At 62.0% G+C, this 12,901-nt stretch carries 16 protein-coding genes; 7 read left to right on the forward strand and 9 right to left on the reverse strand.

Annotated features, from left to right (window positions below; translation table 11 throughout):
- Positions 1 to 47: 47 nt before the first annotated feature.
- The 5 genes from BUA38_RS10565 to BUA38_RS10585 all read right to left on the reverse strand — a co-directional run bounded on the left by BUA38_RS10565 (position 48) and on the right by BUA38_RS10585 (position 4,259).
- Positions 48 to 1,688 carry a lysine--tRNA ligase gene (locus BUA38_RS10565; RefSeq protein WP_072817873.1) on the reverse strand — a complete coding sequence of 547 codons (1,641 nt, stop codon included), beginning with the start codon at positions 1,686 to 1,688 and terminating at the stop codon, positions 48 to 50.
- 145 nt (positions 1,689 to 1,833) lie between these two features.
- Positions 1,834 to 2,814 (reverse strand): transporter substrate-binding domain-containing protein, encoded by a 981-nt coding sequence (locus BUA38_RS10570; protein WP_072817874.1) that lies wholly within the window; start codon positions 2,812 to 2,814, stop codon positions 1,834 to 1,836.
- Positions 2,815 to 2,907: 93 nt separating this feature from the next.
- Complete coding sequence (locus BUA38_RS10575; RefSeq protein WP_072817875.1) at positions 2,908 to 3,498, reverse strand: SCO family protein; 591 nt, start codon at positions 3,496 to 3,498, stop codon at positions 2,908 to 2,910.
- A gap of 15 nt (positions 3,499 to 3,513) precedes the next feature.
- Entirely contained in the window at positions 3,514 to 3,705 is a 192-nt protein-coding gene (locus tag BUA38_RS10580) for a hypothetical protein (RefSeq protein ID WP_072817876.1), read from the reverse strand.
- Between the two features lie 95 nt (positions 3,706 to 3,800).
- A complete protein-coding gene (locus tag BUA38_RS10585; RefSeq protein WP_072817877.1) occupies positions 3,801 to 4,259 on the reverse strand; it encodes a hypothetical protein in 459 nt (152 codons plus the stop codon).
- 293 nt (positions 4,260 to 4,552) lie between these two features.
- Between BUA38_RS10585 and BUA38_RS10590 the strand changes: the two genes are divergently transcribed.
- The gene (locus tag BUA38_RS10590; RefSeq protein WP_072817878.1) at positions 4,553 to 6,211 is read left to right on the forward strand and encodes an FAD-binding dehydrogenase; all 1,659 of its coding nucleotides are present in this window, start codon (positions 4,553 to 4,555) and stop codon (positions 6,209 to 6,211) included.
- Positions 6,212 to 6,246: 35 nt separating this feature from the next.
- Here BUA38_RS10590 and BUA38_RS10595 read toward each other — a convergent pair whose 3' ends face one another.
- Positions 6,247 to 6,861: a TetR/AcrR family transcriptional regulator gene (locus tag BUA38_RS10595; RefSeq protein ID WP_072826015.1), complete on the reverse strand. Its 615-nt coding sequence runs from the start codon at positions 6,859 to 6,861 to the stop codon at positions 6,247 to 6,249.
- A 145-nt stretch (positions 6,862 to 7,006) separates the two neighbouring features.
- Here BUA38_RS10595 and BUA38_RS10600 point away from each other — a divergent pair, with 145 nt between their 5' ends.
- From BUA38_RS10600 to BUA38_RS10610, 3 genes are all read left to right on the forward strand, one after another.
- The gene (locus tag BUA38_RS10600; RefSeq protein ID WP_072817879.1) at positions 7,007 to 7,387 is read left to right on the forward strand and encodes a DUF4267 domain-containing protein; all 381 of its coding nucleotides are present in this window, start codon (positions 7,007 to 7,009) and stop codon (positions 7,385 to 7,387) included.
- A gap of 1 nt (position 7,388) precedes the next feature.
- Complete coding sequence (locus BUA38_RS10605; RefSeq protein ID WP_072817880.1) at positions 7,389 to 7,709, forward strand: DoxX family protein; 321 nt, start codon at positions 7,389 to 7,391, stop codon at positions 7,707 to 7,709.
- Positions 7,710 to 7,841: 132 nt separating this feature from the next.
- Complete coding sequence (locus BUA38_RS10610) at positions 7,842 to 8,192, forward strand: RidA family protein (protein ID WP_072817881.1); 351 nt, start codon at positions 7,842 to 7,844, stop codon at positions 8,190 to 8,192.
- A 108-nt stretch (positions 8,193 to 8,300) separates the two neighbouring features.
- On the opposite strand, the gene BUA38_RS10615 is transcribed toward BUA38_RS10610, so the two are convergent.
- Positions 8,301 to 8,642 carry a winged helix-turn-helix transcriptional regulator gene (locus BUA38_RS10615; protein ID WP_072817882.1) on the reverse strand — a complete coding sequence of 114 codons (342 nt, stop codon included), beginning with the start codon at positions 8,640 to 8,642 and terminating at the stop codon, positions 8,301 to 8,303.
- 106 nt (positions 8,643 to 8,748) lie between these two features.
- On the opposite strand from BUA38_RS10615, the gene BUA38_RS10620 reads away from it, so the two are divergent.
- The gene (locus BUA38_RS10620; RefSeq protein WP_072817883.1) at positions 8,749 to 10,188 is read left to right on the forward strand and encodes a CDGSH iron-sulfur domain-containing protein; all 1,440 of its coding nucleotides are present in this window, start codon (positions 8,749 to 8,751) and stop codon (positions 10,186 to 10,188) included.
- Between the two features lie 128 nt (positions 10,189 to 10,316).
- Here BUA38_RS10620 and BUA38_RS10625 read toward each other — a convergent pair whose 3' ends face one another.
- Positions 10,317 to 11,021 carry a DUF1223 domain-containing protein gene (locus tag BUA38_RS10625; RefSeq protein WP_072817884.1) on the reverse strand — a complete coding sequence of 235 codons (705 nt, stop codon included), beginning with the start codon at positions 11,019 to 11,021 and terminating at the stop codon, positions 10,317 to 10,319.
- Positions 11,022 to 11,254: 233 nt separating this feature from the next.
- On the opposite strand from BUA38_RS10625, the gene BUA38_RS10630 reads away from it, so the two are divergent.
- Positions 11,255 to 12,286, forward strand: a complete 1,032-nt coding sequence (locus BUA38_RS10630) for an LLM class flavin-dependent oxidoreductase (RefSeq protein WP_072817885.1) — start codon at positions 11,255 to 11,257, stop codon at positions 12,284 to 12,286.
- A gap of 60 nt (positions 12,287 to 12,346) precedes the next feature.
- On the opposite strand, the gene BUA38_RS10635 is transcribed toward BUA38_RS10630, so the two are convergent.
- A complete protein-coding gene (locus BUA38_RS10635; RefSeq protein WP_156898482.1) occupies positions 12,347 to 12,523 on the reverse strand; it encodes a hypothetical protein in 177 nt (58 codons plus the stop codon).
- Positions 12,524 to 12,768: 245 nt separating this feature from the next.
- Between BUA38_RS10635 and BUA38_RS38450 the strand changes: the two genes are divergently transcribed.
- Positions 12,769 to 12,891 (forward strand): hypothetical protein, encoded by a 123-nt coding sequence (locus BUA38_RS38450; RefSeq protein ID WP_276328161.1) that lies wholly within the window; start codon positions 12,769 to 12,771, stop codon positions 12,889 to 12,891.
- The last annotated feature ends 10 nt before the right edge of the window (positions 12,892 to 12,901 follow it).

The following is a 12,901-nucleotide window of genomic DNA, read 5'->3' on the forward strand; positions in this document are numbered from 1 at the left end:
GGCGGCCGGTATTACGCGGCGGTCGATTCGATCAACCGAGATGTGGTTCAGGCCGACCGCGCCAGTGCGCCGTCGATCATCGCGACCGCATTGGCGACGCCATAGACCGCGACGAACGAGCCGAAGCGCGGACCTTTTTCCTGACCGAGCAGCACCTGATAGAGCATGTTGAACCAGTCGAGCGAAACGCCGGGCCGGCCGTCCTTGCCCTTCTTCACCGGATCGAGGAACGGCTCGCGGCGGCCGATCTCGTAGACGACGTTCTGGATATCTTCCGCTGTCGACTCCGCGGATAGGTTCGCCAGCGCATCGCGCAGGTCCTGCAACGCCGCGCGTTCGCCGTCCGTCGGCTCGCGGAATTGTTTGGTCGGCGCCACGAAGTCGCGATAGTAGTTGATGGCGTAACCGACCATTGCGTCGAGTTTCGGATGGGTTTCCGGCGTGACGCCCGGCCGATAGCGGCCGATGAAACCCCACAGCGTCGCGGCATTCTCCGCATTCGATGACGACACCAGCGTCAGCAAGAGCTGGAACGTCACGGGCATATCGGCCTTCGGCGGGTGCCCGGAATGAATATGCCAGACCGGATTGCCGAGCTGCTGCCGTCCATCCTGCCGCGGAAAACCCTCGAGGAACTGCTGATAGTCGTCGACGTTGCGCGGGATGACGTCGAAGTACAGCCGCTTCGCCGCTTTCGGCTCGCGATACATGAACAGTGACAGCGATTCCGGCGAGGCATAACGCAGCCATTCGTCGATGGTGAGCCCGTTGCCCTTCGACTTCGAAATCTTCTGACCCTTCTCGTCCAGGAAGAGCTCGTAGTTGAAGCCTTCCGGCGGTGTGCCGTCGAGCGCCGCGCAAATCTTGCCGGACAACTTGACCGAATCGATCAGGTCCTTGCCGGCCATTTCATAGTCGACGCCAAGCGCGGCCCAGCGCATCGCCCAGTCCGGCTTCCACTGCAATTTGCAATGGCCGCCGGTGACCGGCAGCGTGACGCGCTCCTTCGTCTCGGGATCCTCATAGGAAATCGTGCCGGCCTTGGTGTCATGGTTGGCGATCGGGACGTAAAGCACCATGCCGGTGCGCGGGCAGATCGGCAAAAACGGCGAATAGCTCGCCGCGCGCTCCTCGCGCAAAGACGGCAGCATGATCGCCATCACCTTCTCGATCCGCTCCAGCATCTTCAGCAGCGTCGCGTCGAACTTTCCCGACGTGTAGTAGTCGGTCGAGCTGGCAAATTCGTAGTCGAAGCCGAAGGTGTCGAGGAACGCGCGCAGCCGCGCATTGTTGTGCGCGCCGAAACTCGGATGCGTTCCGAACGGGTCCGGCACCTTGGTCAGCGGCTTGCCGAGATACTGTTCGAGCAACTCCTTGTTCGGCACGTTGTCCGGCACCTTGCGCAGGCCGTCCATGTCGTCGGAGAAGGCGAGCAGCCGTGTCTTGATCTTGTCTTCGGTCAGCACGCGAAAGGCATGGCGCACCATGGTGGTGCGCGCGACCTCGCCGAAGGTGCCGATATGCGGAAGGCCCGAGGGACCGTAGCCGGTTTCGAACAGAACTTCGTCTTTCGGCTTTTTCTTCAGCCGCGCCACGATCGCTTTCGCCTGCTCGAACGGCCAGGCGTTGGATTGTTCGGCGAGCGCACGCAAATCGCTCGGGTTGGCGGCGAGGTCGATGACGGACATTTAGGCTCAATTTCCTTTCATACGGTCAAACTAACACGGCCGTCATTGCGAGCGAAAGCGAAGCAATCCAGAAAGCCAAGGCGAAAAGCTGGATTGCTTCGTCGCTTAAGGCTCCTCGCAATGACGAAGGACGATGCTGCGCTACCTAGAATGGACTGACGGAAAAATAGCGCAGCCACAGGTCGGTATAGCGGCCCTTTTCCCAAAGCCGGAACAGCGCCCAGTTCAGCGCCTGACGCAGCAGGTCGTTGCCCTTGCGCACCGCGATGCCGATGCCTTCGCCGAAATAGCGGCTTTCGACGAAAGGTCCGCCCGAGAACGCGCAGCAGTCACCCGAATCCGTGCCGTTGATCCAGAACGCGAGCGAGATCGCATCGCCGAAGACGAAATCGACCTCGCCGCGCCGCAACGCGATGCGCAACGCTTCATCATTCGGATAAGCGTGCAGCTCGGCGTCGGTGAACATCGCCTTCAGATAGGCCTCGTGCGAGGTGCCCGCGATCACGCCGACCTTCCTACCTTCCAGAAATTCAGGCTTGATCTCCCGCATCACCGAATCCTTGCGCGACACGAAGCGCGCGGGCACGCGATAGTAAGGATCGCTGAAATCGAGCCGCGCGCGCAATTGCGGCGTCACCGCCAGCGAAGCGATGATCGCGTCGCCCCGGTTTGAGGAGATCGCATCGAGCAGCGTCTCGAAGCGACGCATCTGGACGGTACAGGTCACCTTGATTTCGTCACAGATCATCCGCGCCAGATCGACGTTGAAGCCTGCGGGGTTGCCGTCGGGCCCGGTAAAATTGAACGGCGGGTAGTCGGTCTCGGTCAAAAACCGGATCACGGTCAGGCGCGACAAGTCCGGCCGGTCCGGCCGCCGCCGCGGGTCCCAGAAGCCGGGCACGGCTTGCGGGCCGGGCTCGGCAACCGGCCTCGCCGAAGAGGGATTCGAGGTGGCCGGATTTGGCGCGGTTTGGCCGGGCGGCGATGCCGGCTGCTTGGTGTTTTGGGCCTGCGCGGCACCGCCCGAAAGCGCGAGCGCCATGGCGAAGACCAGCCGGCAGGCCGAGGCGGCCCGCCTGACGCCATATGGCGTTCGTCCAACAAGACTGGTCTGGTTCAGAGGCATTAATCGCCGATTTTCGATGGAAATCGGAGGCCTTATAGACCCATCCCGCTCACAATGCGAACAGCGTTTGGGCGCGCCTGCGGCGATATCCGGTCAGAGATAGCGCTTCAGGTCTGAAGCTGCGTCCTCGGGCTTTCGGTTGATATTGAACGGCGAGACGAACTTGCCGTCGCGGTCCATCAAGTAGACCAGCGCCGTGTGGTCCATGGTGTAGTCGCCGTCCTTGAGCGGGACCTTCTTGGCATAGACGCGGTATTCCGAAAGCACCTTCGCGATCTCTGCCGCGTTGCCGGTGAGGCCTTGCAGGCGCGGATCGAAGCTCGAGAGATATTCCTTCATCGCGGCCTGGGTGTCCCGTTCGGGGTCGACCGAGATGTAATAGGCATTGACGCGATCGGCGTCCTTGCCCATCGCCTTCAGCACTTCGGAAATCTCGAACAGTGTCGTGGGGCAGACGTCCGGGCAGTGCGTGAAGCCGAAGAAAATCAGCGAGGGGCGACCCTGCATGGATTTCTCGGTCACGGTCTGGCCGGCCTGGTCGGTGAGCTGGAACGGGCCGCCGATGGCAGCCGGGGCCGTGGCGTGGCGCAGGCCGCCCATCACCCACAACATCAGCACGAGGCCTACGACGAGGCTTGCCGAAAACGCTCCAATGACGACCAGCGGGCGGGCGGTCCGGTCCATGATCAGGATTCCTGGCTAGAAACAAGCGGCGAAGCCGGAAGCGATCATCTCGAAGAAGACCGTACTTCCGTAGTGCAGCCACAGGACGGCCGCGGCGAGCACAAGCAGGACGCCGAGCGCCACGCCGCCTAACACCACTACGCGCGCCAGCCGGGCGGACCCGGAGGTCCGCTGCAAAGCCTGCGGCGTGGAAAGAAGCTGCGCCATAGGCGTTCAGATAAAGCCTGGCAGCGGCCCCGGCAAGCGCCGGAGCCGGGCCTAAAATCACGTCATGCTGATCTTAGACGGGGAATAAACGACGATTAATGCGCCGCCTGGGCCCGGGCATCCAGGAAGCACGAGTGGTACATGCTCGTCAGCTCCTTGCCGCGCAGATAGATCATCCGCGAGGTCAGGCCGCCGCGCTGGTTGATCCACTTTTTCACCGGCGAAGGGTACATCGCGTAGAGCATGTGGGTGGCTTCGGGATTGGTGATGGCATGCCCATCGTCGTCCATGTCCCATGCGGCGTGGAAGCCCAGCGCTGCGTGCGAAGTGACGCAGATCTTGTCGTGGGGAATGGCGCCGAGAACGATGGTGCAGGCCGAGGCGCAGAGGCCGTCGATGATCACCATCTCGCCGGAGGTGCGCACCTCCTGGTACTTGTCGACGTAGGTGCCGATCCGCCCGCCGCGGTCTTCGCCGATACGCACCACCGCATGACCAGTCCCCATGCTCGCCAGCAAGACAACCGCAGCGAGCAACCCCAGCATGAATTTCATCGTCCGGCCCCAGGTTCGTACCTGCCCGGACTTGAGGCCCGGTGGTGTGTGATGCGTGTCGTGAGCGTGTTGCCAGTTGGCTATTTTGTCCAGATGCCTGACCTAGTTCAAATTAAATTCACATCGAGTGTTGCAGGAGCGCTGCACCCTCCCCGGCCATATCCCGAACTGGAACAAGACCTTCGGCGGGCGCCGCTCGGCCAACGGCCGATTCCCGTTGACCGTGCGGTTTTGCGCGGGCTTCATTGATTCCAAAGCGGGACTTCGATGATCCCGCGGATTGGGGAAACGCGATGGCAGAAAATGTTGACGTCATCGTGGTCGGCGCCGGCCTTGCCGGCCTTGTCGCCGCGACCGAGCTGGCGGCGGCCGGCCGGCGCGTCACGGTGCTCGACCAGGAAGGCGAACAAAGCCTTGGCGGCCAGGCGTTCTGGTCGTTTGGCGGGCTGTTCCTGATCGATTCGCCCGAGCAGCGCCGGCTTGGAATCAAGGACAATTATGATCTCGCCCACCAGGACTGGATAGGCACCGCGGGCTTCGACCGCGACGAGGATCTGTGGCCGCGGCGCTGGGCGGAAAGCTATCTCGCCTTCGCCGCCGGCGAGAAGCGGAGCTGGCTGCGGGCGATGGGTCACCGTATTTTTCCGGTGGTCGGCTGGGCCGAGCGCGGCGGCTACGACGCCATGGGCCACGGCAATTCGGTACCTCGATTCCACGTCACCTGGGGCACCGGCCCCGGCATCGTCGAACCGTTCGAGCGGCGCGCCCACGAGGCAGAAAAATCGGGGCTGCTCACGTTCAAATTCCGCCACCGGGTCGACGCCCTTACCATGACCGGCGGCACCGTCGACGGCGTCAGTGGCGCAGTTCTCGAGGCCGATCCGGTGGCGCGGGGGCGGAGCAGTTCGCGCAAGGCGGTCGGCGAATTTGCACTGCGCGCGCAGGCAGTCATCGTCGCTTCCGGCGGCATCGGCGGCAACCACGAGCTGGTGCGGCAGAACTGGCCGGCACGCTTGGGGAAGGCGCCCGCCCACATGATCTCCGGCGTGCCCGAACATGTCGACGGCCGCATGATCGGGATTACGGAGGCGGCCGGCGCGCGGCTGATCAACCGCGATCGCATGTGGCACTATGTCGAAGGCATCCGGAACTGGTCGCCGATCTGGCCGCGCCACGGCATCCGCATCTTGCCCGGACCGTCGCCGATGTGGTTCGACGCGACCGGCAAGCGGCTGCCCTCGCCACTGTTTCCCGGCTCCGACACGCTCGGCCAGTTGGAATACATCCTGTCGACTGGCCACGACTATTCATGGTTCATCCTGACCCAGAGCATCATCAAGAAGGAATTCGCGCTCTCCGGCTCCGAGCAGAATCCCGATCTCACGGGAAAAAGCTGGCTGATGACCGCCCGCCGCGCCACCAACAAAGGCGCGCCCGCTCCGGTCGAAGCGTTCAAGAAACACGGCGCGGACTTCATCGTGCGCAACGACCTCGCCGATCTCGTCAGCGCGATGAATGCACTCGCCGGCAACGAGCTTCTGGAGTTCGATGCCATCAAGGCGCAGATCGAGGCGCGCGATCGCGAGATCGGCAACGCCTATGCCAAGGACACCCAGATTATCAACATCCACAATGCGCGCCGTTATATCGGCGACCGCTTGATCCGTACCGCGAGCCCGCATCGGATTCTCGATCCCGCGCACGGCCCCCTGATCGCGGTCAAGCTCAACATCCTGACCCGCAAGACGCTCGGCGGCTTCGAGACCGACCTCGATTCCCGCGTCTTCGGCCAGGACGGCAAGATCATGCTCGGGCTTTATGCCGCGGGCGAAGCGGCCGGCTTCGGCGGCGGCGGCATGCACGGCTACCGCGCGCTGGAAGGGACTTTTCTCGGCGGCTGCCTGTTCTCGGGCCGCAACGCCGGGCGCGCCGCGGCGAAAGCTGTCTTGTAGCGACCGGTGGTCCGATTTCTTGCAGGCATCCCTTCTCAGCGAGCCCCTTTGCGAATGTTAGGGCCGCTGGCAGGCGAGTTATTTCCGGCGACCACCATCGCCCGAACAACAAGTGCGATGCGTTCGCCGCGCGCGCCGGGTCTAATTCGGCCTGCACGGTCGAGTTCAGCGAGCCCATGAAGGGCTGCCCAAAAAGTCTCGGTCGCGGCGGCTACATCGACGCAAAACGGCGTTACGACGGCCGCGAGTGCTTCGAAAGCGGCATGTAGTTCCGGTCTGGTTCCAGCTTCGGCGAACCGCAAATCCGTCGGAAGGACAAACATGGCCGCGTAGAGGGCAGGATGACGCCGTGCAAAGGCGAGATAGGCCATCGCAACATTCTTCAAAGCATTTCGTCCTGTCGATCCGGTTGCCGCTTCCCGAAAAGCCAGTGCGATCTCCTGAAAACCCTCGACTGCGACGGCGGCAACGATCGCATCCCTGTTCCTGAAATGCGAATAGAGGACTGGCTGACTATGTTCAATCTCGTCGGCCAGGCGACGGATTGTAACGGCATCCCATCCTTCGCGCTCCGCGATCCCGCGCGCTGCGGCGATGATACGGCGCTCGCGCTCAGCCCGTTCCCTGCCTTTCCGCTCGGCGATACCCAATTGTCGGCCTCCCGGACCCAAAAAGGCCTGCATATTCAGGCCCACATGTTTGTGATTATAGCAATGCTTGATGATCTAGCAATGCTATAATATTTATTCCTAGCAATGCTAGATTATCTTTATATAGCTAGAATTGGAGAGTGTGATGCATTGGCTTCCGCTTGGGATGGCGCTGTTCGTGGCTCTCGCGATTATCGCGATCGGCACCCAATATCTCGCGAGCCCAAGGAGCGCGACACGTAGTTTCGGCCTGCCGCTTCCTGAAGACGGCCCCAAAATCGCCTGGTGGCTTCGCCTCAAGGGTGTTCGTGACATCGTGTCGGGATTGGCCGTCCTGGCGTTCATGGCGTGGGGTGTTCCGCGCGAAGTCGGCCTCCTCCTGCTGGTTGAAGCGATCATCCCCGTCGGCGACATGCTGGTCATTCTTGCCGCGAAAGGCTCCGCAAGAGCCGCTTTCGGCATGCACGGCCTCACGGCGGTGTTCATGGTCCTGGCAGCCATCCCCTTGATGCTTGGAGCGTCCTGAGATGGTCCATGCTCTCGCACTCTGGCTGCTCGTCACGGGCTTCTTTGGCGCCGGTTTCTATAACGCAATCGGCACTGCCGCGACGCAAAGCGATTTCGCGCGGTGGGGCTACCCGCGCTGGTGGGGCTTTTTGACTGGCGGACTGGAGATGGTGAGCGCCGCTCTTATTGCGCTTCCTGCCAGTCGCGTCGTTGGCCTCGTGCTTGGGGCGGTCATCATTGCGGCTGCGGTTATGACCGTTCTGCGCCACCGCGATCTTTCGCACCTTGCGCCACTTGGTGTCTTTGTCGCCTTGATTGCTCTCGCAGCGACCTTGTCGTGAGGGCCAATGCGGGGCTGGCTGGTAACGAATGTCACATCCACGCCACCAGGACGCAGGGCTTTGCTGCAAGAAAGGCAGTAGCGGAAATTAGGTCCGCAGGCTAAGTGGCTGCACCATCCACGGGAGAGAAAAATGACCATTCAACGCATCGAATCCGGACCGCGCATGAGCCAGGTCGTCGTCCACGGCGACACCGTCTATCTCGCCGGCATAGTCGCCAACACCACGGCAGGCGAAAGCGTCACCAAGCAGACGCAGGAAATCCTCTCGATCATCGACGGCCACCTGAAGAAGGCCGGCACCGACAAGTCGAAGCTCCTGACGACGACGATCTACATCACCGACATGAAGACGTTCCCCGAGATGAACGCGGTGTGGGACGCCTGGGTCTCGCCGGGCAACACCCCGGCCCGCGCGACCGTCGAGGTCAAGCTCGCGGCGGCGAAATACAATGTCGAGATCATGGTGACGGCGGCGAAGTAATCTCTGCGGCGCGAAGTTCGCTTCAAGTCGAGGGCGACACGATCGGCGGCCGGTATTCCGGCCGCCATGTCCGGGCGCGCCGCGGCGACAGCGGCTGGATAAGGCGGCTTAATTCGACTCTGAATTAAATCGGACGCCAAACGACATCGCATTGTCGTGCCCCCAATCGTAAAGCGCCTGAAGCATGGGCTTTAGCATTTCACCGCGCTTGGTGAGACAATATCGTGACGCGCCGCCGGAACGCTCCTGCTTCACAAAGCCGGCCTCGCAAAGATCGCGCAGCCGCTCGGTCAGCACCTTGTCGCTCAGTGCCGGAAGGTCCCGACGCAGTTCACCGTAGCGCATCGGCCGAAGTTTCAACCTGCTCAAAATCACCGTCTTCCATTTCCCGCTGAGAAGCTCGATCGAGAATTCGACGGGACAGCCAAAATCCCTTTTGGTCTTGCGCATGGTTGGCGCTCCAATTCTACTTTCCATCTGGTGCGTTGAGGACTGCCCGCGATGCATTTAAGCACGTTCGAGGGGGTTCGGATAACAACGCGGAACTTCACAAAACATGACCCAAGACAGCTTGATTCACGCACCGCGCGCGGCCGTACAATCAGCACGCATCGTCGTTGTCCGCGACGGCCCCTACGTGGTCGATGGTTCCATTGCCGTGGTCGACCATCTCGGGGTCCCCGTCACGGCACCGGCACCGGTCCGGCTGTGCCGTTGCGGACAATCGCAAACGAAGCCGTTCTGCGACGAGAGCCACGTGGAACGCGGATTCACCGACAAAAAGGACCCAAGGCGCGTGCCTGACAAGCTCGACACCTATGAGGGCCAACAGGCTTATGTCTACGATAACCGCGGAACCTGCGCGCATTCCGGGTTCTGTACCGACCGGCTCAACTCGGTATTTCACGTGGGCCAGGAGCCTTTCGTTTCACCGAGCGGCGCGCGACTGGACGATTTGGTGAACGCGGTCCGCAGATGTCCATCGGGCGCGCTCGGCATCGGCATCGGGAGAGCGCGTGACGCTGGCCTGTCGGACACCAATCGCGCACCACAGATCGAGGTTTCCAGGGATGGGCCCTATCGCGTAACGGGCCATGTCGAACTGGTGGATGAATTCGGCGCGAACATTCCGCAAAACGCGGGCGCATCTCCGGAACATTTCAGCCTGTGCCGATGCGGCTCATCTCTCAACAAGCCGTTTTGCAGCGGGATGCACTGGAGCGTCGCCTTCCATGATCCGGTCGGCGATCCCATGCACGAGCCGACGCTGTTTGAGTGGGCGGGCGGTTATCCCGCGCTGCTGGATATGACTCGGATTTTCTACAGTCGTCACGTTCCCGGAGATAGCTTAATCGGGCCCTTGTTTGCCGACATGGCTCCGGATCATCCGGAGCGCGTTGCCGCCTGGCTCAGCGAAGTTTTCGGAGGGCCACGGTTTTATTCGGAAAGATATGGCGGCTACCAACGCATGGTGTCGCAGCATCTCGGCAAGCAAATCACCCCCGAACAGCGCGCGCGGTGGGCCACCCTTATGCTGCAAAGCGCAGGTGATGCCGGACTCCCGTCCGACCCGGAATTCCGTGCCGCTTTTGTGGCCTATATCGAGTGGGGGTCACGGATCGCGCAGGAAAATTCCGGGGGTAACGCCAAGCCTCCACCCAACATGCCGGTGCCAAGATGGTGGTGGGTATGCAATGCAACACCGGGTTCGCGTCCCTCGGCGACGGCCGCAGACGAGACGGTTGAAGTCGAAGCCAGTCTGACATTGCCGAACGCGGATGAAGCCGTTCGCTTCCACGATCATATTCGCCCGCTATTTCGGCCGATGGACCGTAACTCGATGCTGTTTGCGTTCGACCTCTGGAAGGAGACGGACGTTGCCATGCACAGGCAACAAATACTGCTTCGGTTGCGCGCCGGCACGATGCCCTGCGACGGCGCATGGCCTGACGCGCGGGTCGCACTCTTCGAACGCTGGGCTGCCGACCAGCCGTGACGACGCAACTTCCGACGCCGCCACGCTTCGTCGCATAGCCGAAGCTTCACTTCGGCGTCGCTTGTTTAGAACGGCCGCCGAAGGCGGCCTATGCTCTCCCCGCAGGCGGGGAGAGGTGGAGAGCATTGTCAGGTCGAACCACCGGCCGCCAGACGGGCGGCGCCGATGATGCGCCCATCGGACGCCTCCAGCACGACCGCAACATCCTGCCCTTGGGGAAAGCGCTCGTTGAGCCGCAGCGCCGCGCCCGACCATTGGCCGATCGAACGGAACGAACGGACCACGTTGGCTTCCGTCAGCGTGCGGCCGCTATTCTCGCCGCGGCCGATTGCGGTCGTGTGTTCATGGTCGAAGCCGATCAGCAAAACCCTCGCGCTGCCGGAACCTGCGCCAACCTCGATCGACACCTGCTCGCCGGCTCTGGTCACGCTGACCGCTGCCGCGGTTTGACCTTTTTGCTTGGCATTCTCGATAGCGGAGCCGACGTGGCCGCGGTCGGACCCGACTGCGCTCGATGCGCCATCGACGACGATCTCCGGCGTGTAGGAACCGTCGCCAAAGCGACGGCCGTAGACCGCCTGCCGGTCGGTGGCGGCTTCCATCGAGAATGGATCCTTCCAGCCGAGGCGATCCCAATAGGTCACGTGGAATGCAAGCGCCAATACATCCCGCCTCTGCTTGGCCATTTCATTCAAATAGGCGTTCGCCGGCGGGCAGGACGAGCAGCCCTGTGAGGTAAAGAGTTCGACCACGACGGGCCGTTCAGCGGCATTGGCAACGACAGGCGACAGACCGGCGATCAATCCGAGCGACAGGACAAGGCGCGACAACATGATGATCCTCCTATGGCGGGTAACGTCCGTTTCGCTGGGAGACCTGCTTTGTTACGCGCGACCACGTTCACAAATCGGTGGGCGAATACCCGCCGCTCGTCGGTCGCGCCCGCCCCGAGCCTTCACGCGCCCCTCCAAAATGGAAACGAAGCGTTTCGCCAGCCGGCCTAGGCGTGAGGCGACCCAGTAACTATCTGCGTGGAATAACGATTTTCCCCGTCGAGATTGGACTGATGACCAAAGCCTTTGAATTTGGACTGGATACGTTTGGCGATGTGACGCGCGGCGCCGATGGCGCATTGTTGCCGCACGCACAGGTGATCCGTAACGTCATCGAGGAAGCCGTTCTCGCCGACAAGCTCGGCATCCATTTCATCGGGCTTGGCGAGCATCACCGGGCTGATTTCGCGATCTCCGCGCCCGAAGTCGTGCTGGCGGCGATTGCGGCGCGAACGGAACGTATCCGGCTCGGCTCGGCCGTCACCGTGCTGAGCTCGGACGATCCGATCCGCGTCTTCCAGCGGTTTTCATCGGTAGACGCCGCCTCGAACGGGCGCGCCGAGGTGATCCTCGGCCGCGGCTCGTTCACCGAGTCCTTTCCGCTGTTCGGTTTCGACCTGAAACAATACGAGGTGCTGTTCGAGGAGAAGCTCGACCTGTTCGCGGCTCTACTCAAGCAGGAGCCGGTGACCTGGCAAGGCAACCTGCGTCCGCCGCTGAAGGATCAACTGGTCTATCCCCCGATCGAGCATGGCCCGCTGAAAACCTGGATCGGCGTCGGCGGCAGCCCGGAATCGGTGGTGCGCGCGGCGCACTACGATCTGCCGCTGATGCTCGCCATCATCGGCGGCGATCCAACGCGTTTTCGACCCTATGTCGATCTGTATCACCGTGCGCTCGGCCAGTTCGGCCGCACGACCAGACCGATCGGCGTGCATTCGCCGGGCTATGTCGCTGCAACCGACGAGCAGGCGCGCGAGGAGCTGTGGCCCGACTACAAGGCCATGCGCGACCGTATCGGCAAGGAACGCGGCTGGCCGCCGATGGGCCGCGACGAATTCGTGCGCGAGGCCGAGCACGGCTCGCTCTATGTCGGCTCGCCGGAGACGGTCGCGCGCAAGCTCACCGCGACGATCAAGGCGTTAGGCGTCCAGCGCTTCCATCTCAAATATTCGGCCGGTCCATTACCGCACGAGAAGCTGATGAAGAGCATCGAACTCTACGGCACCAAGGTCGTGCCGCTCGTCAACGACATGCTGGCTTGATCGGATGAAGACTTGATCGAAGCCATCAGAAGATTATCGCCGGAAGACCTCGGTCGGTGATCAACTGATGTGAACGACCAGCCGTTCTTCGGTCAGGAACTGGAGCGTGCCATATCCTTCCATGTCGACGGCGTATCTGAAATTGCCGTCATCTGTCAGGAACACGGCAACAACGACACCGCCTTCGCGGCCACCGGTTGCTTTATCGACCTTGTCGCCAATCGCAAACTTCGACATCGATAACTCCTTCAGCAAATCGTACGGCGCAAGTTCCAGGATTTCTATTACAGTGGGAACATGCCCCAGTGCGAATAGCTGACCCATTCATCGTTATCGTTCATGTCATTGGCTCCTTGTGGTTCGCCTTGATGGCTTTCAGAACGCGCCACCATCACTTCGGCGCTACACCCAGAGCTAGGTGCAGGTCGGTTGAACGCCATCGACCGGAAGTTTGGTTCACCTAAAACGTAGGTTTACGTTGAATGATCGAGTTCGCGGCGAGCTATGTCGCCGCGACCGACGAGCGGGCGCGCGAGAAGCTGATGAAGAGAATCGAGCTCTACGGCACCAGGGTCGTGCCGCTCGTCAACGACATGCTGGCTTGACCGGATGAAG

Origin of the sequence: Bradyrhizobium erythrophlei (assembly GCF_900142985.1) — a bacterium.
Taxonomy (GTDB): domain Bacteria; phylum Pseudomonadota; class Alphaproteobacteria; order Rhizobiales; family Xanthobacteraceae; genus Bradyrhizobium; species Bradyrhizobium erythrophlei_B.